At 67.1% G+C, this 23580-nt stretch carries 24 protein-coding genes and 1 other RNA gene; 11 read left to right on the top strand and 14 right to left on the bottom strand.

Annotated elements, in window-relative coordinates; translation table 11 throughout:
* Nucleotides 1-69 precede the first annotated feature (69 nt).
* Both BM113_RS09245 and pan1 read left to right on the top strand, forming a co-directional pair.
* Complete coding sequence (locus BM113_RS09245; RefSeq protein ID WP_245758011.1) at nucleotides 70-954, top strand: alpha/beta hydrolase; 885 nt, start codon at nucleotides 70-72, stop codon at nucleotides 952-954.
* Nucleotides 955-1026: 72 nt separating this feature from the next.
* Entirely contained in the window at nucleotides 1027-2244 is a 1218-nt protein-coding gene (pan1, locus tag BM113_RS09240) for a proteasome-activating nucleotidase Pan1 (protein ID WP_089787331.1), read from the top strand.
* A gap of 205 nt (nucleotides 2245-2449) precedes the next feature.
* Here the strand turns inward: pan1 and BM113_RS22280 are convergent, their stop codons facing one another.
* Nucleotides 2450-2587, bottom strand: a complete 138-nt coding sequence (locus BM113_RS22280; protein ID WP_177209139.1) for a hypothetical protein — start codon at nucleotides 2585-2587, stop codon at nucleotides 2450-2452.
* A 152-nt stretch (nucleotides 2588-2739) separates the two neighbouring features.
* Here BM113_RS22280 and BM113_RS09235 point away from each other — a divergent pair, with 152 nt between their 5' ends.
* From BM113_RS09235 to BM113_RS09215, 5 genes are all read left to right on the top strand, one after another.
* Nucleotides 2740-3441, top strand: a complete 702-nt coding sequence (locus BM113_RS09235) for an HAD family hydrolase (RefSeq protein WP_089787329.1) — start codon at nucleotides 2740-2742, stop codon at nucleotides 3439-3441.
* Nucleotides 3438-4085, top strand: a complete 648-nt coding sequence (locus BM113_RS09230; protein WP_089787327.1) for a class II aldolase/adducin family protein — start codon at nucleotides 3438-3440, stop codon at nucleotides 4083-4085. The genes BM113_RS09235 and BM113_RS09230 overlap by 4 nt, the downstream gene beginning before the upstream one ends.
* A 74-nt stretch (nucleotides 4086-4159) precedes the next feature.
* Complete coding sequence (locus tag BM113_RS09225; protein WP_089787325.1) at nucleotides 4160-4714, top strand: GMP synthase subunit A; 555 nt, start codon at nucleotides 4160-4162, stop codon at nucleotides 4712-4714.
* Between the two features lie 238 nt (nucleotides 4715-4952).
* Nucleotides 4953-5459 carry an LUD domain-containing protein gene (locus tag BM113_RS09220; RefSeq protein WP_089787324.1) on the top strand — a complete coding sequence of 169 codons (507 nt, stop codon included), beginning with the start codon at nucleotides 4953-4955 and terminating at the stop codon, nucleotides 5457-5459.
* 2 nt (nucleotides 5460-5461) lie between these two features.
* Nucleotides 5462-7729 (top strand): LUD domain-containing protein, encoded by a 2268-nt coding sequence (locus BM113_RS09215; protein ID WP_177209138.1) that lies wholly within the window; start codon nucleotides 5462-5464, stop codon nucleotides 7727-7729.
* Here the strand turns inward: BM113_RS09215 and hflX are convergent.
* The 3 genes from hflX to BM113_RS09200 all read right to left on the bottom strand — a co-directional run bounded on the left by hflX (nucleotide 7726) and on the right by BM113_RS09200 (nucleotide 10016).
* Nucleotides 7726-9045, bottom strand: a complete 1320-nt coding sequence (gene hflX, locus BM113_RS09210) for a GTPase HflX (RefSeq protein WP_089787320.1) — start codon at nucleotides 9043-9045, stop codon at nucleotides 7726-7728. The genes BM113_RS09215 and hflX overlap by 4 nt on opposite strands.
* Nucleotides 9046-9275: 230 nt before the next feature.
* Nucleotides 9276-9572, bottom strand: a complete 297-nt coding sequence (locus tag BM113_RS09205; protein WP_089787318.1) for a DUF3194 domain-containing protein — start codon at nucleotides 9570-9572, stop codon at nucleotides 9276-9278.
* Nucleotides 9573-9617: 45 nt separating this feature from the next.
* Nucleotides 9618-10016 carry a prefoldin subunit beta gene (locus BM113_RS09200; protein WP_089787316.1) on the bottom strand — a complete coding sequence of 133 codons (399 nt, stop codon included), beginning with the start codon at nucleotides 10014-10016 and terminating at the stop codon, nucleotides 9618-9620.
* 203 nt (nucleotides 10017-10219) lie between these two features.
* Between BM113_RS09200 and BM113_RS09195 the strand changes: the two genes are divergently transcribed.
* Entirely contained in the window at nucleotides 10220-10624 is a 405-nt protein-coding gene (locus BM113_RS09195) for a hypothetical protein (RefSeq protein WP_177209137.1), read from the top strand.
* A gap of 126 nt (nucleotides 10625-10750) precedes the next feature.
* Here BM113_RS09195 and BM113_RS09190 read toward each other — a convergent pair whose 3' ends face one another.
* The 4 genes from BM113_RS09190 to BM113_RS09175 all read right to left on the bottom strand — a co-directional run bounded on the left by BM113_RS09190 (nucleotide 10751) and on the right by BM113_RS09175 (nucleotide 16738).
* Nucleotides 10751-11677: a phosphatase PAP2 family protein gene (locus BM113_RS09190; protein ID WP_089787312.1), complete on the bottom strand. Its 927-nt coding sequence runs from the start codon at nucleotides 11675-11677 to the stop codon at nucleotides 10751-10753.
* On the bottom strand, nucleotides 11677-13725 hold the full coding sequence (locus BM113_RS09185) for an ABC transporter substrate-binding protein (RefSeq protein ID WP_089787310.1): 2049 nt from the start codon (nucleotides 13723-13725) through the stop codon (nucleotides 11677-11679). The genes BM113_RS09190 and BM113_RS09185 overlap by 1 nt, the downstream gene beginning before the upstream one ends.
* A gap of 95 nt (nucleotides 13726-13820) precedes the next feature.
* Entirely contained in the window at nucleotides 13821-14648 is an 828-nt protein-coding gene (locus BM113_RS09180; protein ID WP_089787308.1) for a phosphatase PAP2 family protein, read from the bottom strand.
* A gap of 17 nt (nucleotides 14649-14665) precedes the next feature.
* The gene (locus BM113_RS09175; RefSeq protein ID WP_089787306.1) at nucleotides 14666-16738 is read right to left on the bottom strand and encodes an ABC transporter substrate-binding protein; all 2073 of its coding nucleotides are present in this window, start codon (nucleotides 16736-16738) and stop codon (nucleotides 14666-14668) included.
* Nucleotides 16739-16969: 231 nt separating this feature from the next.
* Between BM113_RS09175 and BM113_RS09170 the strand changes: the two genes are divergently transcribed.
* The 3 genes from BM113_RS09170 (at nucleotide 16970) to BM113_RS09160 (ending at nucleotide 18685) form a co-directional block, all read left to right on the top strand.
* Nucleotides 16970-17248, top strand: coding sequence for a ribonuclease P protein component 4 (locus BM113_RS09170; protein WP_089787304.1), 279 nt, complete (start codon nucleotides 16970-16972; stop codon nucleotides 17246-17248).
* 286 nt (nucleotides 17249-17534) lie between these two features.
* Entirely contained in the window at nucleotides 17535-17783 is a 249-nt protein-coding gene (locus BM113_RS09165; protein ID WP_007142472.1) for a YhbY family RNA-binding protein, read from the top strand.
* On the top strand, nucleotides 17780-18685 hold the full coding sequence (locus BM113_RS09160; protein WP_089787303.1) for a mechanosensitive ion channel family protein: 906 nt from the start codon (nucleotides 17780-17782) through the stop codon (nucleotides 18683-18685). Before BM113_RS09165 ends, BM113_RS09160 begins: the two co-directional genes overlap by 4 nt.
* A 47-nt stretch (nucleotides 18686-18732) precedes the next feature.
* On the opposite strand, the gene BM113_RS09155 is transcribed toward BM113_RS09160, so the two are convergent.
* The 6 genes from BM113_RS09155 to ffs form a co-directional block, all read right to left on the bottom strand.
* Complete coding sequence (locus tag BM113_RS09155) at nucleotides 18733-19230, bottom strand: GNAT family N-acetyltransferase (protein WP_089787860.1); 498 nt, start codon at nucleotides 19228-19230, stop codon at nucleotides 18733-18735.
* Between the two features lie 103 nt (nucleotides 19231-19333).
* Nucleotides 19334-20212, bottom strand: a complete 879-nt coding sequence (locus BM113_RS09150) for a LolA family protein (RefSeq protein WP_089787301.1) — start codon at nucleotides 20210-20212, stop codon at nucleotides 19334-19336.
* A gap of 82 nt (nucleotides 20213-20294) precedes the next feature.
* Nucleotides 20295-21341 (bottom strand): SDR family oxidoreductase, encoded by a 1047-nt coding sequence (locus tag BM113_RS09145; RefSeq protein ID WP_089787299.1) that lies wholly within the window; start codon nucleotides 21339-21341, stop codon nucleotides 20295-20297.
* A 74-nt stretch (nucleotides 21342-21415) separates the two neighbouring features.
* Complete coding sequence (locus BM113_RS09140) at nucleotides 21416-22348, bottom strand: DMT family transporter (protein WP_089787297.1); 933 nt, start codon at nucleotides 22346-22348, stop codon at nucleotides 21416-21418.
* Between the two features lie 48 nt (nucleotides 22349-22396).
* The gene (locus BM113_RS09135; RefSeq protein WP_089787296.1) at nucleotides 22397-23116 is read right to left on the bottom strand and encodes a helix-turn-helix domain-containing protein; all 720 of its coding nucleotides are present in this window, start codon (nucleotides 23114-23116) and stop codon (nucleotides 22397-22399) included.
* Nucleotides 23117-23231: 115 nt separating this feature from the next.
* Nucleotides 23232-23543: signal recognition particle sRNA (gene ffs / locus BM113_RS09130), an RNA gene on the bottom strand.
* Between the last annotated feature and the right edge of the window lie 37 nt (nucleotides 23544-23580).

Below are 23580 nucleotides of genomic sequence, written 5' to 3'. Positions count from 1 at the left end.
GCGATCGGTCGGTTCTCGGACCGTCCCGGCGGGCGAACTGTTTTGACGAAGGGGCGTCCCTCTCCGCGTATGCCTTCGTGGAAACGGGTCGCGATCGTCGTACTCGTGGGAGTCGTGCTCGTCGTTGGCGGCGTTGCGGCCTATTTCTCCGTCCCGTACCACGGCTCGCAGTCGTCGATCGAGGCGGTCGAGGACGATCCACGGGTCTCAGTCACGAGGGAGGACGGGGTGACCACGCTCGAGCCGGCTGACGGGACCTCGAGCGTGGGCCTCGTCTTCTACCCGGGCGCACGGGTCGCGCCGGACGCCTACTACAGTTCCCTCGCCCCGCTCGTGACGGAGGCAAACGTAACGGTTGTCGTCCCGGAGATGCCGCTCAACGTCGCGCTGCTCGATACGGACGCCGCCGCCGATATCCGGACGGAACGGACCGAGGTGCGGACCTGGTTCGTCGGCGGCCACTCCCTCGGCGGCGTCGCCGCCTGCGAGTACGCGTCGTCGAACGAGGTTCGTGGCCTCCTGCTGTTTGCCTCCTACTGCGACGCCGACGTGAGCGACCGGTCGATGGCCGTCCTGAGCGTGACCGGAAGCGCGGACGGCGTTCTCGACCGCGAGGCGTACCGTGAGAGTCGAGCGAAGCTCCCGCCGACCGCGGAGAGCCACGAGATACGGGGGATGAACCACACGCAGTTCGGCTCCTATCACGGCCAGCGCGGGGACCGACCCGCGTCGATACCCTACGACGAGGCACACGATCGGCTGGCCGAGGTCGTCGTCCCCTGGGTCGTCGAACACTCCGAGGCGTCGCGGTCTTCCTCTCCTCTTCCTCCTCCTCCGCCCTCCGTCCGGGTCGAACCGGCGTGCCACGCTCGAGAAACGACGCTGGAACCGACGGGAAAAACGACCGTCAATCCCCCCGGATTCACCGCGATACGGACACGTATACCTCCATAGTGGGCGGTCAGTCCGCCACGCGGGGTGTCCCGACCCGAAGTCTCTTATGAGCCAACACCCAAAGCAACGATGATGACCGACACTGTGGACGACGTCGACCTCCCGTACGACGAGGACGAGGCGTCCCAACAGGAAAAGATTCAGGCACTCGAGGAACGGCTGGAGGTCCTCGAGGCCCAAAACGAGGAGATGCGCGACAAACTCCTCGACGCGAACGCCGAGAACAACAAGTACCAACAGAAGCTCGAGCGACTGACTCACGAGAACAAGAAGCTCAAACAGTCCCCGCTGTTCGTCGCCACCGTCCAGGAGATCACGGACGAGGGCGTCATCATCAAACAGCACGGGAACAACCAGGAAGCGCTGACCGAGGTCACCGAAGAGATGCGGGAAGACCTCGATCCCGACGACCGGGTGGCGGTCAACAACTCCCTGTCGATCGTCAAGAGCCTCTCGAGCGAGACGGACGTCCGCGCCCGCGTGATGGAAGTCACCGAGAGTCCGGACGTCAGCTACGAGGACATCGGCGGCCTCGAGGACCAGATGCAGGAGGTCCGCGAGACCGTCGAGATGCCGCTGAAGAACCCCGACATGTTCGACGACGTGGGGATCGACCCGCCGAGCGGCGTCCTGCTGTACGGCCCGCCGGGGACCGGGAAGACGATGCTCGCGAAGGCCGTCGCGAACCAGACCGACGCCACCTTCATCAAGATGGCCGGTTCGGAACTGGTCCACAAGTTCATCGGCGAGGGCGCGAAGCTCGTCCGTGACCTGTTCAAGGTCGCCCGCGAGCACGAGCCCGCCGTGATCTTCATCGACGAGATCGACGCCATCGCCGCGAAGCGGACGGAGTCGAAGACCTCAGGCGACGCCGAGGTCCAGCGGACGATGATGCAACTCCTGAGCGAAATGGACGGCTTCGAGGAACGTGGCGAGATCCGGATCATCGCCGCCACGAATCGATTCGACATGCTCGATCGCGCCATCCTCCGTCCCGGCCGGTTCGATCGCCTCATCGAGGTGCCCAAGCCGAACGCGGAGGGTCGCGAGATCATCTTCGAGATCCACACCCGCGGGATGAACGTCAGCGACGACGTCGACTTCGCGGAACTGGCCGAGGAGGCCGAGGAAGCCTCGGGGGCCGACATCAAGGCCGTCTGTACCGAGGCGGGGATGTTCGCCATCCGCGACGACCGCACCGAGATCCGGATGGAGGACTTCTACGACGCCTGGGACAAGGTCCAGGCCGACTCCGACGACACCGCGGACGTTTCGAAGACGTTCGCGTAAGGACCCAGACCGCTCGATAACGGGAGGTCGACCTCGGTTCGGTTCGCGGTTTCGGATCTACCCTTCTTCGACGCACCCACGATCGTAGTCCTGATTCCGCGAGGACGCGTGGCGAAAGACAAAGGAGACGACGAGAAGGGCTGGCGGCGACGACGAATAAGGGACGACGGTCGACGTTCGAGGGTTTGTCCCGGATCGGACGGCGCTACAGCGCGCCGAACACCAGCCAGGGGACGAGAAACAGCGCGATCGTCAGCACCGCGAGGATCAGCAGATAGCCGACGCCCATCCCCGCTGCGGTGATCCACGACGGGTGGTCGAACTCGCTCAGATCGACTGGCATACGCGTATTCTCCGGTGACTGACGCATAAACGTACCGGAACCGGGGACCGCACGCGCCGAGTTTCCGCTTCGAACGCCCCCTGGGGACTTCAACTCTCGAGTCCAGCACCGGGACCGACACTCGTTTTTCCGTCGCGGCCGACGACCGTCGTATGGCGACTGCCGTCCTCTTCGACCTCGACGACACGCTCTACCCCTACCCGCCGTGCAACCGCGCCGGAAAGGAGGCCGCGAAGGAAGCGGCCCGGGAACGCGGCTACGAGTTCGACGACGCGGGGTTCGAGGAATTCTACCAGACCGGACGTCGCGAGGTCAAGCGTCACCTCTCTGGCACCGCAGCCTCGCACGAACGCCTGCTGTACTTCAAATACGCGCTCGAGGAGCGCACGGGCCGGCCGCAGCCGGCGGACGCGCTCGCGCTCGGCGACGCGTACTGGAACGGCTTCCTGGAGGCGATGGAACCGTTCCCCGGAACCATCCCGACCCTCGAGACGCTCCGGGAGCGCGGGATCGACGTGGCGATCGTGACGAACCTCACGACGCGGATCCAGTTGCGCAAACTCGAGCGGCTGGGCATCGCCGACGACATCGACCTGCTGTTGACCTCCGAGGAGGTCGGCCGCGAGAAGCCCGACTCGGTCATGTACACGCTGCCGCTGGCGCGACTCGACCGGCGGGCCTCGGAGGCCGTGATGGTCGGCAACTCCGTCGCCTCCGACGTCGTCGGCGCGAACGCGGTCGGGATCGAGACGGTACTGTTCAACGGCGACGTCGGCGACGAGGACCTCGCGGGTCGTCGGAAACCCGACCACAGGATAGATACCCTCGAGGAGCTAACGGAGCGGGTACTATGACACGACTCGAGGCCGAGCGACGAGCCGTCGTCGAGCACGCGTCCGAACTGGCCGATCTCACGCCGGCCCGGACGGGGAACCTGAGCGTCCGCGGCGAGGGCGACGACGCCGACGCCTTCGCGATCACCCCGACCGGCGTCCCCTACGACGCTTTCGATCTCGCGGACGTGCCGGTGGTCGGGACCGACGGCGAGCGAGTGGCCGGCGAGATGGCCCCGAGCAGCGAGGTGCCGATGCACAGCGCCATCTACCGGCGCGAGGACGTCGGCGCGATCGTCCACACCCACTCGCCGTGGGCGACCGCGCTGGCCGTCGCCGATGAGCCGCTCCCGCCGATCCACTACATGATCGTCGCCGTCGGCAAGCGGGTTCCCGTCGCCGACTACGCGCCCTACGGGACCGACGACCTCGCGGCGAACATCGTCGCCGCGATGGACGAGGCCGACTCCACCGCCGCGCTGATCGAGAACCACGGGCTCGTCGTCACCGCGCCGGACCTCCCGACCGCCCTCGAGAACACCCACCACGTCGAGAGCCTGGCTCGGCTCTACCTCGAGAGCCGATCCGCAGGGCTGGAGCCACAGACGCTCTCTGACGAGCAACTCGAGACGGTCCTCGAGAAGTTCGAGTCCTACGGGCAGTAGCCGACGCCGCGGTCGCGATCGATCGAGAGCACGTTCCGGGTCGTTTTTACCGGGTGACTGGCTATGGACCCGTAATGACGAAAATCGTCGTGGTGGACAACCACGGACAGTTCACGCATCTGGAGCGCCGGGCGCTTCGCGACCTCGGCGTCGACACGGAGTTGATCGACAACGAGACGCCACCCGAAGACGTCGACGCCGACGGCGTCGTCCTCTCGGGCGGCCCGGATATGGATCGGATCGGCCACTCCCCCGACTACCTCGAGGCCGACGTCCCCGTGCTGGGGATCTGTCTGGGCATGCAGTTGATCGCCGAGGAACTCGGCGGCCGGGTCGGCGGCGGCGACTACGGCGGCTACGCGGACGTCACCGTCGACATCGTCGACGAGGACGACCCGCTGACCGGCTCCCTGCATCCGGAAACGCGGGTCTGGGCGAGCCACGCCGACGAGGTCAAGGAACTCCCCGACGGGTTCGAGTTGACCGCCACGAGCGACGTCTGCGGGGTCGAAGCGATGAGCGACACCGATCGCGACCTCTACGGCGTCCAGTGGCACCCCGAGGTCGCCCACACCGAGGAAGGCGACGAGATCTTCGAGAACTTCCTCGAGATCTGCGAATCGGCCTGAGGACGCACTCTCTTTCTCTCACTCTCGCCCTCGCCCTCGCTCTCACTTTCTCTCACTCTCGCCCTCGCCCTCGCCCTCGCTCTCACTTTCTCTCACTCTCGCCCTCGCCCTCGCCCTCGCTCTCACTTTCTCTCACTCTCGCCCTCGCTCTCTCGTTTCGGTTCTCGGTTTCGTCTTCCGGCGGTAACATCGGCAGTGACCACCAGCGTCTTGCTCGTCCGCCGGCATTCGGTTCGTAATGACGACCGATACGATCGGTCGGTTCGAACGCTCGCTCGCGGCCCTCGAAGTCACGAGCGAGGTCGTGCCGGCCAGTGCCGCGAGCGAGCGGATCGGCGCGGCGGTCGACGATCCCGCAGTCGGTACCGCGCTCCCGTTCGAGGGGGTTTCGCTGCCCGACGCCGTGACCGCGGAGCCGACACCCACGGAACTCGAGGACGCCGTGACGGGCGTGACGCCGGCAGCGTTCGCGGTCGCGGAGCACGGAACGGTCGCGATCGGCTCCAGCGAACGGGGCGAGGAACCAGTCAGTCTCTACCCGGACCGCCACGTCGCGGTCGTCGCCGGAAGCGACGTCGTCGCCGACCTCGGCGACGGATTCGATCGACTGCTCGAGGGTGATTCCCGCGGCCGGGGGAGCGTCGTCTTCGCGACCGGCCGCAGCGCGACCGCGGACATGGGCGGGCTGGTCCACGGCGTCCACGGCCCCGGCGAGGGACACGTCGTCGTGCTGGAGGACCGGTGACGATGGCGAGTGACCCGTCCCGCAGCGAGACCGCAGAACGGCTGCGTCACCTGCTCGAGACCGAAGGCGAGATCGTCCGGCCACGAGCGAGCGAGGACAATGCCCGCCGCGAAGCCGCGTACGACGAACTGGCGAATCTCGAGGCGCTCCGGGCCGACGCGAGAGCCATCAAGGAAGACGCGATCGACCGCCTCCCGGAACTGATCGAAACCGTCCGGGAGGTCGTCGAGGAAAACGGCGGCACGGTCTACGTTGCGGACGACGCCGCGGATGCGAACGCCTACGTGGCCGACGTCGTCGACGCCGTCGACGCCGACGGCCGATCCGACCACGACCGACCGTCGGTCGTCAAGTCCAAGTCGATGACCACCGAGGAGATCGATCTCAACGACGCCCTGGAGCGGGAGGGGGTCGACGTCTACGAGACGGACCTCGGGGAGTGGGTGATCCAGGTCGCGGACGAGTCGCCTTCGCACATCGTCGGCCCGGCGATGCACCTCAGTCGCGAGCGAATCGCCGAGTTGCTTCGCGAGGAGTTCGATCCCGACGTCGAGTTCGAGACCGCTGCGGACCTCACGGCGTTCGCCCGCGACTACCTCGGCGAACGCATCCGCGAAGCCGACGTCGGAATCACCGGCGCGAACTTCGTCGTCGCCGACAGCGGGACGATCACGCTCGTCACGAACGAGGGCAACGCCCGCAAGTGTGCGGTCACGCCGGACACCCACGTCGCCGTCGCCGGAATCGAGAAACTGATCCCGTCGATAGAAGACCTCGAGCCGTTCGTGAACCTGATCGCCAGGAGCGCGACGGGCCAGCCAATCTCCCAGTACGTGACGATGCTTACGCCCCCGACGGAGTCGCCGTCGCTCGAGTTCGACGGTCCCGACGCCGACGAGCCGATCACCGCGTCGGACGGGGAGTCGGACCGCGAGTTCCACCTCGTCCTGCTCGACAACGGCCGGACGGCGATGCGCGAGGACGACCAGCTCAGGGAGACGCTGTACTGTATCCGCTGTGGTGCCTGCTCGAACGCCTGTGTGAACTTCCAGTCGGTCGGCGGCCACGGCTTCGGCGGCGAGACCTACTCCGGGGGGATCGCGACCGGCTGGGAGGCCGGCCTTCACGGTCAGGACGCCGCAGCCGAGTTCAACGACCTCTGTACTGGCTGTACGCGCTGTGTCGATGCCTGTCCGGTCGAGATCGACATCCCGTGGATCAACACCGTCGTTCGCGATCGGATCAACCGCGGGAAAGACCCCGGGACCTACGATTTTCTCGTCGACGGGCTTACGCCCGACGCAGAGTCCGGGTCGGGCGTCCCCCTCGACAAGCGGTTCTTCGGGAACGTCGGGACCGTCGCGAAACTGGCGAGCGCGACCGCGCCGCTCTCGAACTGGCTCGCCGGCACGGGTCCGGTTCGCGCGCTCCTCGAGCGAACCATCGGGATCGACCGGCGACGGGACCTCCCTGTGTTCCAGCGCCAGTCGCTCGTCGACTGGTTCGAGGCGAACGGCGGCGCCGAGGCGTCCCGACGCCGCGCTCGAGTGGGGACGGCCCTCGAGCGCGAGGCGGTCCTCTACCCCGACGTCTACACGAACTACGTCGACGTCGCTCGGGGGAAGGCTACCGTCCGGACGCTCGAGGCACTCGGCGTGCCCGTCTCGGTTCCGTCTCTCCCGGAAAGCGGCCGCGCAGCGCTCTCCCAGGGGATGATCGCGACGGCGGATCGACGGGCGAGCGAACTCTACGGGGAACTCGCCGCGGACATCGATGCCGGCCGGGACGTGGTCGTGATCGAACCCTCCGACTTGGCTGCCTTTCGGCGGGAGTACGAACGACTGCTCCCCGAGGCGTCGTTCGAGCGGCTCCGGTCGAACAGCTACGAGATCTGTGAGTACGTCTACGGCCTCCTCGAGAACGGCGCTGACGTCGGGGCGCTCTCGACCGCCGACGGCGACGAACCGATCGCCTACCACTCCCACTGCCAGCAGCGCACGCTCGATCTGGAGGCCCCGACGACGGCCGTCCTCGAGCGGTGTGGCTATACACCGGAGACGACGGGTAGCGAGTGCTGTGGCATGGCCGGTTCGTTCGGCTACAAGCGGGAGTACTACGACGTGAGCGTGGACGCGGGGGAGCAACTGGCGGAGGAACTCGAGGGGAGTGAGCGGGTGGTCGCTTCCGGGACGTCCTGTAGCGACCAGCTCGAGACGCTACTCGAGCGGCCGGTACCGCACCCGATCGAGGTACTGGGGCCGGATCGCTAGGCGCGTTCGCCGGCGATCCGTTCGGCCCGCGCCCGTAACTGCTCGAGGACTCGCGGCGGGCCCCGACACCGGATCGTCACCGCGTCGTCGTAGTCGACGGTTTCGACGGATGTTCGGTCGTAGGCCCGCGAGACGAGCGTCATCGCCTCGTCGCAGTTGGGGACCTCGAGGGCCGCAGCGTCGGTGGGCAACCGCTTCAGAATCCGGTCGCGAAGGCGTTCGAGGTTCGTCCCCTCGAGTACGCTCACCGGGATCGGATTGGCGGCCGCCGGTGGCAACCGTTTCTCGGCGAGGTCCAGTCGGCGCCCTCGAGCGTCAGCCGGGAGGCAGTCGACCTTGTTCAACGCCGGGACGATCCGTTCGTCCTCGACGCCCTGGGATTTCAGTACCGCGAGTGAGACGTCGAGCCGGTCCCGAAACAGCGGTTCGGGATCGCTCGCGTCGACCACGAGCACGACGGCGTCGGCCGCACCCGCCTCGGATAGCGTCGAACTGAACGACTCGACGAGATCGTGCGGGAGGTCGTCGACGAACCCGACCGTGTCCGTCACGAGCAGCGGTCGGCCGTCGACCGTCGCCCGACGGGTCGTCGTCTCGAGCGTCTCGAACAACCGGTCCCGGACGGTTGCGGTAGCGCCTTTCTCCGTACTGGCGTCGCCCGCCTCGCGGCTCGAGTTCCGGAGCGACATCTCGTCCGCGAGTCGGCGCAGCAGTGTCGACTTCCCCGCGTTCGTGTAGCCGGCGAGCGTGACGAGGTCGAACCCCTCCTCACGGCGGCGTTCGCGGAACTGTTCCGCCGGTTCGGGGAGTTCCCCGAGTTTCCGCTCCAGTCGATCGATCCGGTCGCGCACGTCGTAGACGGGCGATCCCTTCTCGGTCATCTCGTTGAGCATGCCCTCGTCGGCCGACTCGATCAGGCGCGGCAGGTCGTACCGGAGCTGGGCGAGTTCGACCTGTAGCGTCGCCCGTCTCGATCCTGCGCCCGCCTCGAAAATCTCGAGGACGAGTCGGTGGCGATCGACGACCGCCGTACTGTCGGGCATCGCCGACTCGAGGGCGTGGTGCTGGCCCGGCGTAAGTGCGTCGTCGACGACGACGCGGTGGGCGTCGCTCGCGGCGACGGTCTCGGCGAGTTCGTCGACCTTTCCGCGACCGAAGTAGGTTCCCGGATCCTCTCGGCCGGCCTGGGTTACGGTTGCGACGACCTCGTCGCCTGCCGCCCGGGCGAGCGCTTCTATCTCGTCTGTCTCGATGGGGGTGGTCTCCGATTTCTTCGCGATGGCTGTTCGTCTTTCTGCGTCGTGCGTTCGTGACATGTGGTTGGTGGCGTCATGGCTATCGAATAACCGATACTGTCCCGCGGCTATCGCCGGGAACCACGCGGCACTCACCACTCACGGAAGTGTAGCTACTATTGCGAGGCGAGAGCGCCGAACTACTGAGAAGAGGTCTCCATAGTCCTCAACGTTCGATTCACAGGACGGATACTTATCAGTTGTGGGCCACGTGAGAACGGCGAGTAGCTAGCGGTCGACCGGAAAGTGGGTTACTGCCCGTCGGCGAACAGTTCGTCGACCGCCTGCCGCGCGGCCAGCGCGGCGTCGTCCGCGACTCGCTCCGGATCCGGTCCGTCTTCCTCGTCCGGAGCGTTGAGGTAGACGTCGACCTCGAGAACGCCGTCCTCGAAGGTGATCGTCACGTCGTAATCGCGGACCTCGGACTGCTTGTACCGCGAGAAGATCAGTCCTTCCGCGGCGTCCGACGCCGTCTGGACGACGGTCTCGTCGGACGGCTCGTCTGTCTCGCTGCCTACGTCGGCGTCCGCGTCGGTATCCGAGGTCATGTATCGAGGGAATCGAGTCGATTATCGGTCGCTACGAGTACGAGTTTACGCGCCGCCCGCGCCCGGACCGCCCGGACCCGCGGGGCCGCCCATGCCGCCGGCGCCGCCGAGCAGTTCCTCGAGGTCGTCCTGGAGGTCCTCGAACTGCTCCTGGACGCGGTCCTCCTGCTTCTCGAGGGTCTCGAGGCGGAGTTCGAGCGTGTCGACCTTGTCCTCGAGGTCGTCCTCGGCCTCGTCGTACTCGGTCTCGACGAGGAGTTCGCCGACCTGTCGGTACATGGTCGTTTCTTCGTCGATGTTCTCGAGTTCGGTGAGGGCGTTCTGGGCCTCGGTGAGGCTGGTTTCGGCCTCCTGCTTCTGGACGGCGACTTCCTGGGCCGTCTCCTGAAGGTCCTGAAGCTGTTCGATTTTCTCCTGTGCTTCCGGCGGCAGGTTTCCTTGCATATCTCGACCCTCGCCCTCCGGACTGATAAAGCCAAGCTTTGTCGTCGAGAGTGAGCGATCGTCGGCACACGGTCGATCTTTCGGGGTTCGAGGTACGTCACTCGAGTCCGCGGCTCACGCGGCCCGATGTGCCACCGCCAGGCCGTGAACGGCTCGTGCGGGCGGGGTTGCAAAGCAAAACTCGTACAGGCCGGATTGCAAACATGGCAATCCTTTTCCCCGGCCGTCAAGAACCCGAGGGTATGACGGACGACAACGAAGCCGAATCCGGTGCGAACGGAGAAGGAGACGACAGCGAGGAGAAATCCTTCCGAGAGCGCGTCGAAGAGATCCGTGAGAAGCGCGCCGAGGAAGGCGAAGAGGGCGAGGCCCCCGAGAGTCCGTTCGGTGGCGGCGGTGGCGGCCCCGGCGGCATGGGCGGCGGCGGCAACCCCTTCGCACAGATGATGGGCGGCATGATGGGCGGCGGCCCCGGCGGTCCGGGCGGCCGCGGCGGCGGAGACGAGAGCAACGAGGAACTCGTCCGCGAGGTTCGACAGCTGCGAGACGAGATGCGCGACCAGACCCGCGCGCTCAAGCGGATCGCCGACGCGCTCGAGGACGACTAACCGGCGAGCGATCGGCTGCGAGTACGGCGTACGGACAGATTACGCCCGGAACGGACGAACGATCGCAGTCCCACTCCTTTCGACGACGCTTCCCCCGATACCGATAGCACCAGCCTCGAACAGCGGTTACCCGTCCTCGCCGCTCGAATCGGTCGGTTCGACGGCGCGGTCGCGCTCGGGGTCCCGCGTCTCTCGTGGCCGCTTTCCCGATTGTCCGCTCGGTTCGGACTGGGACGGAACCCGGCTCTCGAGCCAGTCCCAGACCGACCACTGCCCGACGAGCAACTCGGAGAGGGTGACGCTCACGTAGGCGAGTGCGACGCCCGCGAGGACGTCGATCGCCCAGTGGATCCCCAGGTACATCGTCGACACGGCGACCGAGAGCGCGATCCAGAGGGCGACGAGGGCCCACTTCGGATAGATCTCTCGTGTTCGGTACGCCAGGAAAGCGACGGTCGTCGACAGCGACGTGTGCAGCGAAGGGAAGACGTTCGTGTTGCGGTTGACCTGCCGCGTGAGGTGCTGGTATCGCGGGTACGTGTCGTACAGGAGGGCATCGACCAGTTCCGGCATCATGTTTCGCGGACCGTAGGCGATCACGAAGACGTAACAGACCAGTCCGAGCGTGTAGTTCAACGTGTATGCCGCCAGCAACTCCCGGAGCGGACGCGTATTCGAGAGCGCGAAGTAGGCGACGATCGGGAAGACGAGCAGGAAGACGTAGGCGTAGATGTAGCTGAACGAGAAATACGCCGTCAGCTCCGGGGTCGCCTGGGACTGCAGCCAGACGATGAACGACCCCTCGAGGGCCTCGATCTGTCCCGTCCGCTCCCAGCCGATCATCCACGAGAGGTCCGGAACCGTCTGTCTGGCAACGCTGTTCCCGAGCAATACGGCTACGAGAACGACCGTGATCGGCGCGACCTCCTGTACGCGCTCGCGCCACTCGAGGCGCGTGTCCCGGAGCCGGTAGCGGCCGACGAAGGCGGCCGTCGAGGCGAGCAGCATGACGGTGACGACGACGACGAGCCGGATCAGGACCTCGAGAAGCATTACCGACTCACCCGTGTACGGAGTCGGCCGTTCGTGTCGTACCTGAACCCTGCCGCCTCGAACGCCGCCCGCGCTGCCTCGACGTCGACCTCGCCGTCCTGTCCGAGGAACGGTGTTGCGGGGTCGCCGTCGCCGTCACCGCCCCAGGCGAGGTCGTCCGGCACCCACTCCTGATCCACGAGCGGCGCCGCGATCGGCCGGGCGTAGCCGTCGAACACCTCGTCGACGATCCACGCCTTGTCGATCAGTCGGGCCACCGTTCGCCGGAATCGGGGATTGCTGAACGGCGCTTTACGCGCGTTGAAACCCAGATGGTAGAACGATCGCGGCGACGACTCGAGCACCTCGAGGTCGTCGGCCTCGTCGGCGGCCTCGATCACGTCGTCGAGGACGTAGCTCTCCAGCGTCGATGTGGTAACGTCGGCGTCGTCGTCGGAGACGAGTTCGACGGCCGACGTGCTCCGGGGGTCGATGGCGACCCGCATCTCGGACGCGGTCGGCGCGGGGAGATCGACGCCCTCGCGAAGCGTGAAGTGGTCGTCGTTGCGCTCGAGGGTGACGTGTTCCCGGTCCGTTCGGTCGGCGAACGCGAAGGGGCCGCTCCCGATCGGCGGGACGTTGTCCACGACGAGCGCCTCGGTGACCCCTTCGGCGATGCGGACGCCGGTGACGTCGGCGGCCGCCGACCGCTCTCGCCAGACGTGTTCCGGGAGGATCGGGACCGTCAGCGCCCCAGCGACCGCCGCGCTCGCGTCCTCGAGCGAGCGTCGGAACCGGAACGCGATCTCGCGGTCGTTGCCGGCCGCCTCGACCGCCTCGAGGGGGGCGACCTGGCCGCGGTGGCGCGGCGACGGCGTCGGAACCCGGTCGTCGCCGAGGGTCGTGTCCGCGAGGAACCGATAGGTGAAGGCGACGTCGTCGGCGGTTACCTGCCGTCCATCGTGGAACGGACAGTCCTCGCGGAGCCGTACCGTCAGTACGTCGTCCTCGAGGGTCCAGGAGTCGGCGAGCCAGGGGCGGAGGTCGGGTCCCGTGGCATCGGCGTCGTTCGCATCGGTTTCCCTGTCCGGGTTTTCGTCCCCTGTCTCTCCCTCGTCTCCCTCATCCTCCTCAGCCGCGTTCTCGCGGTCCTCCCCATCCTCGCCGTCCTCGCGGTTCTCGCGGTCCTCGCCGTCCTCCCCATCCTCGCCGTCCGACTCGGCTCCCGAATCCTCGAGCAGGGCTGCATCGACCGCGAGCGTATCGTATAGCAATCCGGTGAACAGTCCCCGGTTTCGGTATTCGGCCGACAGCGGATTGAGGTTCTGCGAGGGGCGGGCGTCCGTGTGGACGGCCCGGAGTCGGCTGTCGTCGTTTCCACTCCCGTTCTCCCGGTCGAGAGCCTCGAGTCCGAGATATCCCAGCGGAGTCGCCGGGTGTCGATCCCCCCAGCCGTCGAAGCGGTCGGTCCGGGCCAGCCGGTACTCCCGGGGCGCACAGATCGGAACGAACGGCTGCTCGGCGGCGAACGCCGACAGCGTCTCCGCGACGGCGTCGCGTCGCTCGCCGTCGCCGGCGTCGCGTTGGCGCTCGAGGCTCTGGTCGAACGTGAGGTTCGTGAATCCGAACGGGTTCTGCCAGCCCGCCTCGTCGGCGTACCGCGAGTGGAGTGCCTCGTAGAGGTAGGACGGATCGGTCCCGGTCGGGTAGCGGCCGACGTAAACGTCGAACTCGTGGTTGATCAGCGTCTCCCGCAGGAACTCCTCGTGGGAGCGCATCGCGATCGAGACGTCGACGCCGACCGCCTCGAGCGCGTTCCGGATCGCCCGGGAGAGCTGGATACTTTCGCGGTCGCCGTCGGCGGGCAGCGTGGTGATCGTCAGCGACAGTTGGTCGATTCCGTCGCGGTTGACCGCGTTGCGAACTTCCCGAACGCAGCCGGCCATCGCCGCCGTCAGGCCGGTCGCGGCGAGCATCGCGCGGCGGCTCGTCGTCGGACCTCGGCCGCGGCGGTCGCTCTCGGCACCGCGACGCGGCGTCTCGGCGGAGGGAGGAGAGGGCTCTGACATCTCGTCTCTCGTTCGTTTGTCTCTGTTCGCCAGGGGTGATATAACAGTATTGCGCTGGGACGGCCGGTCTTTGGCTTTCGAACGCAACGCGGCCGTCACTCGAGTCCGACCCGCTCGCGGAGCGTCGACGCCCACCCCCGACCCACGAGGGACACCGAGAGCACGACCGAGACGGCCGCCAGGACGATCCCGGCGACGACGTCGGTCGCCCAGTGCATTCCCAGGTACATCGTCGAGATGGCGACCGAGACCGCGAGGACACCGGCGACAGGAAACCACGCCTGGTACGTCGACCGCGTCCGGTAGGCGAAGATCGCGACCGTCGCCGAAAGCGAGGTATGCAGCGAGGGGAAGACGTTGGTGTAGCGGTTGACCTGTCGCGTGAGATGCTGATACTCCGGGTTGGAATCGTACAGCATCGTCTCGGCGAACGCCTCGGGCATCACGTTGCGCGGGCCGAGCGCGATCACGACCAGGTAACAGGCCAGCCCGATCGCGTAGTTCAGCGCGTACGCCGCCAGGAGCCGCCGTAACCGGACCGTGTCGGACAGCGCGACGTACGCGAGGATCGGGAAGACGAGCAGGAACGTGTAACCGTAGACGTAAACGACCGAGAAATACGCCGTCAGTGCCGGCGTCTCGATGGACTGGAAGACGAAGACGAACTCGCCCTCGAGGTCGTAGAGCGTAGAGGTCATGTGGACGCCGACCTCGTCGGAGATACGCGGGGCCGAGGATCGCAATAGCCGGTTCACGACGAGAACGACGGCGAGTACCGCAACGGCTGGCGCGCTCTCCCGGAGCCGTTGGCGCCACTCCCGCCGGAGGGAGGCGAGACGCTCCCGCCCGACGAACGCGACCAGCGCGAGCGGCAGGAGACAGCCCACTGCGACGACGACGCGGAGCAACATCTCGGTGAACATATCCGTACGTCCCTCCGTCAGTACCGCCGCAGCAGGCGACCGTCTTCGTCGTACTGGAACCCGCGGTCTTCGAACAGCGCTCGAGCGGCCTCGACGTCGAGTTCGCCCTCTTCGCCGGGGAACGGGGCGACCGGGTCCGTCCCATCCCACGTCAGATCGGGTTCCGCGTCGGGGAGCCACTCCTCTCCGACTGGCGTTACGATCGGGTCGGCCTCGCCGTGGAAGACGTCGTCGACGATCCAGGCCTTGTCTATCAGGTGGGCGACCGCACGACGGAAATGAACGTTGCCGACCGGTCCCCGGCGCGTGTTGAACCCGAGGTAGTAGAACGTCGGCGAGCGGGCCTCGAGGCGGCGGACCGAGCCGTCGGCGTCGGCCGCCGCCGGGATCCGATCGAGCGCGTCGGCCTCGAGCATCGACGCCGTCAGATCGGCGTCCCCGGCGACGGTTCGCTGGATCGCGGACGCGCTGCTCGGGTCGATGTCGAAGTACAACTCGTCGATCGAGGCTGTGGGAGTGTCGGACTGCGCCCCGTCCTCGCCGCTCCCGTCGCTCTCCGTCCGTCCGTGGGTTTCGTCGTTCGGCCCGTCTTCGTCTATAGTCGCGGTCGTATTCCCGTCTCGGTCCGCGCTCTCGTCCGGGAACGAGGGTACTGCGAAGTGTCCCTCGTATCGCTCGAGCGTGATTCCATCACGCTCCGACCGGTCGGCGAGCCGGTACGGGCCGCTCCCGATCGGTTCGACGTCGCCCGCGACGGGCCCCCAGCGCCCCTGCGGGGCCGAGACGGCGGCTTTCTCGTCGTCCGGTTCCGATTCGTACCCTGGTTCGAGCCCGGGATTGGTGTCGAGGGTATTTTCGGCCTCGTCCTCGAGGCCGCGGTCCGGATCGACGCCGTACTCGGCGAGCCGCTCGATCCAGACGTGTTCCGGGAGGATCGGAACCGTCGCGATCCGGTTTGCGACCTCGGAGCCGGCATCGACCGTGATCGACAGTTCGGTTTCGCTGCGAACCTCGACGTCGTCGACCGCGGCGACGCGTCCCCGGTACCGCGGTGCGGGCGAAGGGACGGGGGCGTTACCGAGGGCGGTGTCCGCGAGAAACCGGTACGTGAAGGCGACGTCCGCGGCGGTGATCGGTTCGCCGTCGTGAAAGTGTGCATCCTCCCGGAGCGTAACCGTCGCGGTCGTCCGCCGAGGGGAGCCGGTTCCATCGTGGTTCGGTTCCGGCTTCGATTCCCACTCCCACCGATCCGCGAGCCACGGCCGGATCGTGCCGGTTTCGCGCTCGACCGCGCCAAGCGAGTCGTACAGGAGGTCGACGATCACGTCACGGTCTCGCATCGTCACCGAGAGGGGGTTGCAGTTCCGGGACGGGCGAGAATCGAGGAGGAGCGCGTGGAGGCGATCCGCCGAGCCGTCGCCCGCGGTACCGACGGACTCGAGGCCGAGATAGTCGAGTTCGGTGCCGAGCCAGCCGTCCGCCCAGCCGTCGATCGCCTCGGGCCGGGCGAGGCGGTGCTCGATCGGCCGGCAGATCGGTTCGAACGGCTTCCGTTCGGCGACGTACGCGAGTACCGACTCGACGGCCCCCCGCCGTTCCCGACCGTCGGCGCGACGCTGGGTCTCGAGGGCTTCATCGAGGGCCATGTCGGTGACCCCGAAGGGGTTCTGCCGACCGGCCTCGGTCGCGAACTGCGAGTGCAACGCTCCATAGAGGAAGTCGGGGTCGGGATCGGGACCACCGTCGACGGGGTACCGACCGACGAAGAGGTCGAACTCGTGATCCAGCAACACTGCCTCGAGAAACTCCGAGGACTGTCGGACGTCCAGCGTCACGTCGATGCCGACGGCCTCGAGGGTCGACTCGAGGTGGCGGGCGATCCGGATCGCGCCGCGGTCGTCGTCGGTGGGGACGGTACCGAGCGTCAGCGAGAGTTGCGGGCCGCCATCGTCGACGACGCTGCGGACACGGGTAGCACAGCCGCTCGTCGGCACTGTAGCGACGGCCGCGGCGGCGAGCACGGAGCGACGACTCACGCGCTCGTCGGGGAGGGAGGAGGGCGAGGATGGGGACAGGGCGTTCCGATTCATTCGCTTCCTTCGGGGTTCTTCGTCGTTGATATATAACAGTATTGTGTACGATATTCCGGTATTGATTGTGGTTACGGACCGTCGGACCGGACTACGTGCGGTAACGACGCCGTACTGGCTTCTGGCTGCCGAACGGCGTTCTCACCCGTCGGTCTCGCGTCCGGAGCATCGAGCCTCGAGTCTCGAGACTCGAACGCAACATCAATAGGCGAACCGACGAAACCACACGCCATGAGCGTCGCCGCCGAACGGATCGAACGGCTGCACGAGCTGGCTCGAGCGGCGGCGACAGAGGGCGATCAGGAACGTGCGCGATACTACGTCCGGCTCGCGCGACGGGTCGCGGAGCGCAACCGTCTCGGTCTCCCGCGGACGTTCCGCCGGTTCACCTGCGACGCTTGCGACGCCTATCTCCGACCCGGACGGAACGCTCGAGTCAGGCTGCAGGACGGCCACGTCGTGATCACCTGCGACTGTGGCGAGCAGGCACGGTATCCGTACGACGACTGAGTGGGCGGGCTCGAGAGCGCGAGATGTGAGAGTGCGAGAGGGCGAAAGTGCGAGACCGCCGGGTAGCGCCCCCGATGGAGCGTGGAACCACGATCACGACTCGGTCGCTTCCCGTATTGTCGGCCGACGTCCCCGCCCGTGTGACTACCTGTGGTGACCGGACCGTCACGTAGCCGTCCCGGGGCTGAACGTATCGAACGCCGTCGGTCCGCCGTCGGTCCGCAGTCGGTCTACCGTCCGTCCAGTTCGCGAAGATTCAAACGGCTTGACTCCATTACTCGAGGGTATGGACAGACAGGAACTCAAGAAACGAGCGCACGACCTCGACGTCACCGTCTGGGTCGGCAAGAGCGGTATCGAATCCGTCGTCGACGAACTGGACGACCAGCTCGCGGACCGAAAGCTGGTGAAGGTGAAGTTCCTCCGGGCCGCCCGGGCCGGGAGTTCGACCGAGGAGAAGGCGGCTGACCTGGCCGAACGTGTCGGAGCCGAACTCGTCGAGACCCGCGGGCACACCGCGGTGTTGCATCGATGACCGGGGCTCCCTCGCAGGCGGCCGACGAACTCGGTCCGATCGGCAGCGCACTCGAGGAGTTCACGGGTGCAACGGTCGCCGATAGCCTCGAGGGACTGATCCTCTTCGTCGCCGCGTTCGTCGTCGTCTACGGCCTCGGAAAGGCCGTTCTCCTGCCGATCGTTCGGCGGGGGCTCGAGGCGCGCGAACTCGACGCCCACGCCCAGAAGCCGCTGCTCAAACTCGCCACCTTCGGGGTCGTCTTCCTCGCGATCGCTGTCGCGTTCGGCTTCGCTGGCTTCGGCAACTTCCTGGTCTCGATGGCCGGCATCGCCGCGGCCGGCGCGCTGGCGGTCGGCCTCGCGATGCAGAGTACGATCTCGAACTTCGTCTCCGGCGTGTTCATCTACATCGACAAGCCGTTCCGGATCGGCGACTGGATCGAGTGGGAGGACCACTCGGGCGTCGTCGAGGACATCAGCCTCCGGGTCACTCGCGTTCGTACCTTCGACAACGAACTGCTGACGGTGCCGAACGCGCAACTGACCGACAGCGTCATCAAGAACCCGGTCGAGGCGGACCAGCTCCGGATGAAGTTCGTCTTCGGCATCGGTTACGACGACGACATCGATCAGGCGCGCCGGATCATCGTCGACGAGGCGGAACGCCACCCGGATATCCTCGACGATCCCGCACCGAGCGTGCGACTGACCGAACTCGGCGACTCCGACGTCGGGCTACAGTCGCGGTTCTGGATCGCGGACCCCTCGCGGGCCGACTTCGTCCGCATCAAGGGCGAGTACGTGACCGAGGTGAAACGGCGGTTCGACGAGGAAGGGATCGACATCCCCTACCCAGTCCGGACCCTCGAGGGCGGCCTCGAACTCGCGGACGAACCGGACGTTCTCGGTGCGGCCGAGTAGGCGGTTCCGTTTCTCCTCCCCTGCGATAATTCGAGGCGATCGACGGGTCACTCGAGTCGGTACACGGAATCGATCTGCTTCTCTTCGAAGCCGTTCTCGGCGTAGAATCGCCGTGCACCGTCGTTCTCGATCTCGAACGAGACCTTGAGGTGGTCGCAGCCCTCTTCTCGGGCCATCTCCACGACGCGGTCGACGACCGCCGACCCGTAACCCTCGCTTCGGTATCCCTCTTTCACGAACAGGTTCACGATCCGGAGGTACTCCGAGTACTCCCTCGAGGGGTGCGTTCCCTCCCGGAGGGTGACGAATCCGATCGTCGTTCCCGATCCCGACTCCGACTCCGACTCCAATTCCGATTCCCGGAGCAGATAATTCGTGACGTCCTCGCTCTCGAGTTGGTTGCGAAACTCCTCCTCGACGGCCTCGCTCGCGGCACCATCGGACAGTTCGTTCAGGTCGGAATACTGTACCATGTCCGTGGCCAGCGCGCGCCAGAGTTCGGCCAGCGCCTCGAGGTCGCTTTCGTCCGCTTTTTGCAGTTGCAGCGTCATCCCACCGGTCCCGTGATATCATCGAACCAACGTGAAGAACGTTTCCGTTTTTCGAAGCGTCGGCCGGAATTCCGAGGTGTCGGCTCTCCTGGCTCCGTTACTCCTCAGTGAGGTCCGTCACCGTCGCGTTCTCGGGCGGGTCGAACGCGAACGTGTCGTCGCTGACAGTCCCGTCGTTGAACGTCACGGTCTCGAACCGTTCGGTCATGACGTAGCGGTCGGCCTCGGAGTCCCCGCTTTCGGCGCTCACCACGAGTTCTTCCTTCAGCGGGTACTCGTACTCCGCGTCGATCCAGAGACGCTGCTCGTCGGCGACGAGTTCCTCGGTCGGGTCGATCGTCTCGAGAGCGTAGACGAACTCGGTATCGCCGACCAGCAGCGAAATTCCCTCGGCGACCGTCTCGTTTTTCGCTTCGACGGCGAGGACGTGGGCCTCGCGGTCGGCGACCGTCTCGGTCCCCAGGTACTCGAGGTCGTAGCGGTCGCTCTGACGGTCGGCTTGCGCTGCGCGGTCGGCCCGAACCGCCTCGTCGTCGAAGGGTTCCTCGACCGGGAAGTAGCTGGCGGACGGCCCGTCCGGGTCGTACCACCACGAGACCGACGCGTTCGAGACGTAGACGTCGCCGACGCGATCGGGCGCGGACGACTCGAGGACTTCGCTGCGGTACTCGACGTAGGGGCGTTCGACGACCGCGACGCGTTCGGTTCGCGTTTCGGCGTCGCCGGGTTCGCCGATCGTCACGGTCGTCGTCCGCTCGCCGCGGACGTTGTCGAGGTTCTCCGGGTGGACGAACGCGCCCTCGAAGACGGCGGCGGGGTCGGACGACTGGTCGCGTGGGGCGTCCGACTCGGACTCCGACCCCGGTCCGGCCGTCGACGACCTGTCATCGGCGACGTCCTCGAGGACGATACAGCCGCTCAGCGGGACGAGCACCACGAGGAGACAGAGGACGAACGCGGCTCGACGGACTGTCATTGTCCCCACCCATCATGGCGACCCTCCTAAACGTTACCCGATCGATGACTGTCACTCCAGGTGACTGGCCTCCCGGATCGGCTCACGCTCGACGGGCGAGACGGCGGTACGCGGCGTACGCGCCGGTCGCCGCGAGGACGCCGGCGACCGTCTTCGAGTCGATGCGACCCTGGCGAAGCCTGGTGTAGAGACTCGAGTCCACGACGTGCCCCTCGTACCCGCCGCGTTGCGCGAGGTCCTCGGACGGCTCCTCGAGCGCGTCGCGGTCCGTCGGGGGGCGATCCTGCCGCTGGAGGCGGTAGAAGAGCGTCTCCATGAGCCGGTCCATCAGCCGCGAGGCGAAACGCCCCAGCACGATCATGTTCTTCCCGCCGCCGCCGACGGTGATCTCGGCGTCGGCGTCCGGATCCGTCGCCGCCTCGAGGATCGTCCGCCCGACCGTCTCCGGCGCGTAGACCGGCGGCGGGAGGGTCGCCTCGCTGTCCATGTGATTGCGCGCGTGCTCGGCGAACGGGGTATCGATCGCGCTCGGTTTGACGAGCGTCACGGAGACGGGCGCGCCGTCTTTCTCCAGTTCCATCCGCAATGTGTCGGTAAACGCCTTGACGGCGTGTTTCGACGCGGAGTAACTCCCCTGCAGGACGATCGCACGCTCGGAGACGATGCTGCCGACGTTGACGATCGTTCCGCCACCTCGCTCTCGCAGGTGGTCTGCGGCCTCGAGCGAGCCGTACAGCAGGCCCCAGACGTTGGTGTCGAACTGCCGGCGCATCTCCTCGACCGGCACCTCCTCGAGTTCACCGTAGATGGAGACGCCCGCGCCGTTGACCCAGGTGTCGAAGCCGCCGTAGGTCTCCTCGGCGACGCGGACGATCTCGCGGACGTCCTCGCGATCACCGACGTCGGCGACGACGTACTCGGCGTCGCCGCCCTCGGCGTCGATATCCGCGACGGCCTCTCGTAAGGCGTTCTCGCTCCGGGCGGCGAGCACGACCCGGGCTCCGCGGTCGGCGGCCATCCGCGCGGTCGTGAGGCCGATTCCGGACGACGCGCCGGTGATCACGACGGTCTGGTCCTCGAGCGGTTTCGCCTCGGGTGCAGTCGTCGACGGAGAAAGCAAGCGACCCATCGGGGGCGGTAGGGACTCGAGGCCACCCTACCTGTCGCCTGAATGCGCGTGGTACCGTCCGGTGTGTCGAGTCGCTACGCACTCGCCCGGGTCGTCGACACCAGGTAGATCCCGGCCGCCATTACGGCGCCGCCGAGGACGAACCGCGACCCTGGCGACTCGCCGAGTACTGCCGCTCCGAAGAGTGCGCCGACGACCGGTTGGGCGAAGAAAAACGCCGAGACGACGCTCGCGTCGACGTACTCCATCCCCTTGTACCAGAGGTACCACGCAGCCGCAGTTCCGAGGAGTCCCAGGTAGAGGACCGCGACGACCAGCTCCGGCGTCGGCTCGATCGCCCGCAGCGACGCCCCGGTCGTCGCGACCTCGACCGGGACCAGCGCCCCGAGGATCGGGACCGCGACGGCACAGGAGTAGGTCGCCGTCTCGAGGGCTGAGTAGCGTTCGATCAGCGGCTTTCCGAAGACGGTATAGACCGCCCAGGTCGCGCTCGCGACCAGGAGCATCCCGATCCCGACGGTCGCCGAGCCGGTCAACTCCGCCAGGTCGTACTGGCCCGAGAGCACGACGACGGTACCGACGGTCGCCGTGACGATGCCGACGACCAGGCGACCGGAGAGCCGTTCGCCCAGCACGGACACACCGAGCAGGATGGTAAACACGGGGGTCAGCACGGTCACGAGCGATCCCTGGCTGGCGGTGGTCAGGGCCGTCCCGAGGAACTGGGTCGCAAGCGACGCGGCGACGGCCACGCCCAGGGCGGCGAACCCCAGCAGGTCGCGACGCGAAAACCGCCGGCGCGGGGCGGTCGCCCGGACGACGACGAGCAGGGCGGCGGCGCCGACCGCCACGCGGAGGAACGCCAGCGTCAGCGGCGGGACGGCGTCGAACCCCCACTTGCTCACGACGTAGAGGCCGCCCCAGAGCGCGGCAGCGGCGAGCGGCGCCAGCGCGAACAGATACGTGGAGAGCCTCGACCACACGGGCTTCGACGACAGTAGCGGCATTCGACTCGAGCTATGGGTCCGAAGAGGATGGTTGCTCTCGTTAGAATGTTAACGCCGGTCGCGCCGCCGAGCGGACTCGACGGCCGACACTGTCGGCGCGAGCAGTTTCCGTTCGGCCCGCCGCAGCGTCTTCGAGACTGCCGGATCGGACACGTCGAGCGCGTCGGCGAGGTCGCCGAGCGTCGCCGACCGGGGCACGTCGTAGTAGCCGTCTTCGACGGCCCGCCGGAGCGTCTCGCGTTCGGTGGGTGTGAGGCCCCGGGCGCGCTCCAACACCGTCGAGCCGACCGCCTCCGCCCGCACGTCCTCGAGGACAGTCGCGGGATCGAGGACCCGGCGACTCCGGAGTTCGCACTCGTCGTCCGCGTTGTCGAGCGTCTCGAGGGCCGCGTCGGCGGCGGCCTCGTCGTCGAACCCGATCTGCCAGCGTTCGCTCCCGTCGACGTTCTCGAACGGCCCGGTGAGGTAACCGCCGTGGTCGACGACCGTCCCCATTACGTCGGTCGTCCCCATCGCGAGCCGGGCCCGTCCCGTCCCGCCGCGCTTGGCGAGCAGTTCGAACCTCGTCGTCTCCTCGTGGTTCCGAACGACGTCCAGCCCCTGTTCGAGTGCGGCGCGGTCGGCTGCGTCGGCGAGGACCCGCAACTCGAGGGTGGACCGCTCGCGGTGATAGCGCCAGTGAGGAGTCACGAACGCGACGTCGTAGGCGTCGCTCGCCGCGCTCAACGGACAGTCACACTGCCGGACCGTCAGGGCGAGGCTGATCATACGGGCATCTGGACGCGGACGGGCAATCGCCTTGCGGTTACGGCGAACGCGGCACCGATCGAAACGGATCGGTCTACCGGCCTGACGGCTCGGCGGTGGTGAGGAATGACGTATGAATGTGGATTCCGCGATTGCCCGGCGTTCCGGCCGGGGGAATCCCGGTTGCCTTCTCCACCCCGCGACCCGTCGAGCGACAGGTGTCCGGCGGTCCACTGCTCGCTTCCGCGCCTGATGGGCTGTCGCCGGCTAACCGCGATGGGACGTCCCTGCGGACGGCCACCGCGGACCGCTGTCCCCGACGGACGAGGCTTCTCTGTTGGCTCCCGGGGCCCCGGCCGGTCTGACCGGACGCCCGCGGCGTTCGGTCCCCGCTAATGACCATAGCGCGGGTTACGAGCAGGGCCAAACTGCCCGACCTATCCATTTCCTCGTAGACGGTTGCACCTTAAGGGCCTTTCGCCTCC

Origin of the sequence: Natronobacterium haloterrestre, from assembly GCF_900112205.1 — an archaeon.
Lineage (GTDB): Archaea > Halobacteriota > Halobacteria > Halobacteriales > Natrialbaceae > Natronobacterium > Natronobacterium haloterrestre.
This window is presented reverse-complemented; position numbering and strand designations above follow the sequence as displayed.

Bases quoted from the DNA above. Each gene is read 5' to 3' on its own strand.
- BM113_RS09205 (WP_089787318.1), bottom strand. From the start codon at position 9,572: ATGACCTCGGATACCGACGCGGACGCCGACGTAGGCAGCGAGACAGAC.
- hflX (WP_089787320.1), bottom strand. From the start codon at position 9,045: ATGTCACGAACGCACGACGCAGAAAGACGAACAGCCATCGCGAAGAAA.
- BM113_RS09225 (WP_089787325.1), top strand. From the start codon at position 4,160: ATGACGAAAATCGTCGTGGTGGACAACCACGGACAGTTCACGCATCTG.
- BM113_RS09150 (WP_089787301.1), bottom strand. From the start codon at position 20,212: ATGACAGTCCGTCGAGCCGCGTTCGTCCTCTGTCTCCTCGTGGTGCTC.
- BM113_RS09180 (WP_089787308.1), bottom strand. From the start codon at position 14,648: ATGTTCACCGAGATGTTGCTCCGCGTCGTCGTCGCAGTGGGCTGTCTC.
- BM113_RS09135 (WP_089787296.1), bottom strand. From the start codon at position 23,116: ATGATCAGCCTCGCCCTGACGGTCCGGCAGTGTGACTGTCCGTTGAGC.
- BM113_RS09185 (WP_089787310.1), bottom strand. From the start codon at position 13,725: ATGTCAGAGCCCTCTCCTCCCTCCGCCGAGACGCCGCGTCGCGGTGCC.
- BM113_RS09195 (WP_177209137.1), top strand. From the start codon at position 10,220: ATGGCAATCCTTTTCCCCGGCCGTCAAGAACCCGAGGGTATGACGGAC.
- BM113_RS09175 (WP_089787306.1), bottom strand. From the start codon at position 16,738: ATGAATCGGAACGCCCTGTCCCCATCCTCGCCCTCCTCCCTCCCCGAC.
- BM113_RS09160 (WP_089787303.1), top strand. From the start codon at position 17,780: ATGACCGGGGCTCCCTCGCAGGCGGCCGACGAACTCGGTCCGATCGGC.
- BM113_RS09220 (WP_089787324.1), top strand. From the start codon at position 4,953: ATGACGACCGATACGATCGGTCGGTTCGAACGCTCGCTCGCGGCCCTC.
- BM113_RS09190 (WP_089787312.1), bottom strand. From the start codon at position 11,677: ATGCTTCTCGAGGTCCTGATCCGGCTCGTCGTCGTCGTCACCGTCATG.
- BM113_RS09230 (WP_089787327.1), top strand. From the start codon at position 3,438: ATGACACGACTCGAGGCCGAGCGACGAGCCGTCGTCGAGCACGCGTCC.
- BM113_RS09165 (WP_007142472.1), top strand. From the start codon at position 17,535: ATGGACAGACAGGAACTCAAGAAACGAGCGCACGACCTCGACGTCACC.
- pan1 (WP_089787331.1), top strand. From the start codon at position 1,027: ATGACCGACACTGTGGACGACGTCGACCTCCCGTACGACGAGGACGAG.
- BM113_RS09140 (WP_089787297.1), bottom strand. From the start codon at position 22,348: ATGCCGCTACTGTCGTCGAAGCCCGTGTGGTCGAGGCTCTCCACGTAT.
- BM113_RS09145 (WP_089787299.1), bottom strand. From the start codon at position 21,341: ATGGGTCGCTTGCTTTCTCCGTCGACGACTGCACCCGAGGCGAAACCG.
- BM113_RS09245 (WP_245758011.1), top strand. From the start codon at position 70: ATGCCTTCGTGGAAACGGGTCGCGATCGTCGTACTCGTGGGAGTCGTG.
- BM113_RS22280 (WP_177209139.1), bottom strand. From the start codon at position 2,587: ATGCCAGTCGATCTGAGCGAGTTCGACCACCCGTCGTGGATCACCGCA.
- BM113_RS09235 (WP_089787329.1), top strand. From the start codon at position 2,740: ATGGCGACTGCCGTCCTCTTCGACCTCGACGACACGCTCTACCCCTAC.
- BM113_RS09200 (WP_089787316.1), bottom strand. From the start codon at position 10,016: ATGCAAGGAAACCTGCCGCCGGAAGCACAGGAGAAAATCGAACAGCTT.
- BM113_RS09170 (WP_089787304.1), top strand. From the start codon at position 16,970: ATGAGCGTCGCCGCCGAACGGATCGAACGGCTGCACGAGCTGGCTCGA.
- BM113_RS09215 (WP_177209138.1), top strand. From the start codon at position 5,462: ATGGCGAGTGACCCGTCCCGCAGCGAGACCGCAGAACGGCTGCGTCAC.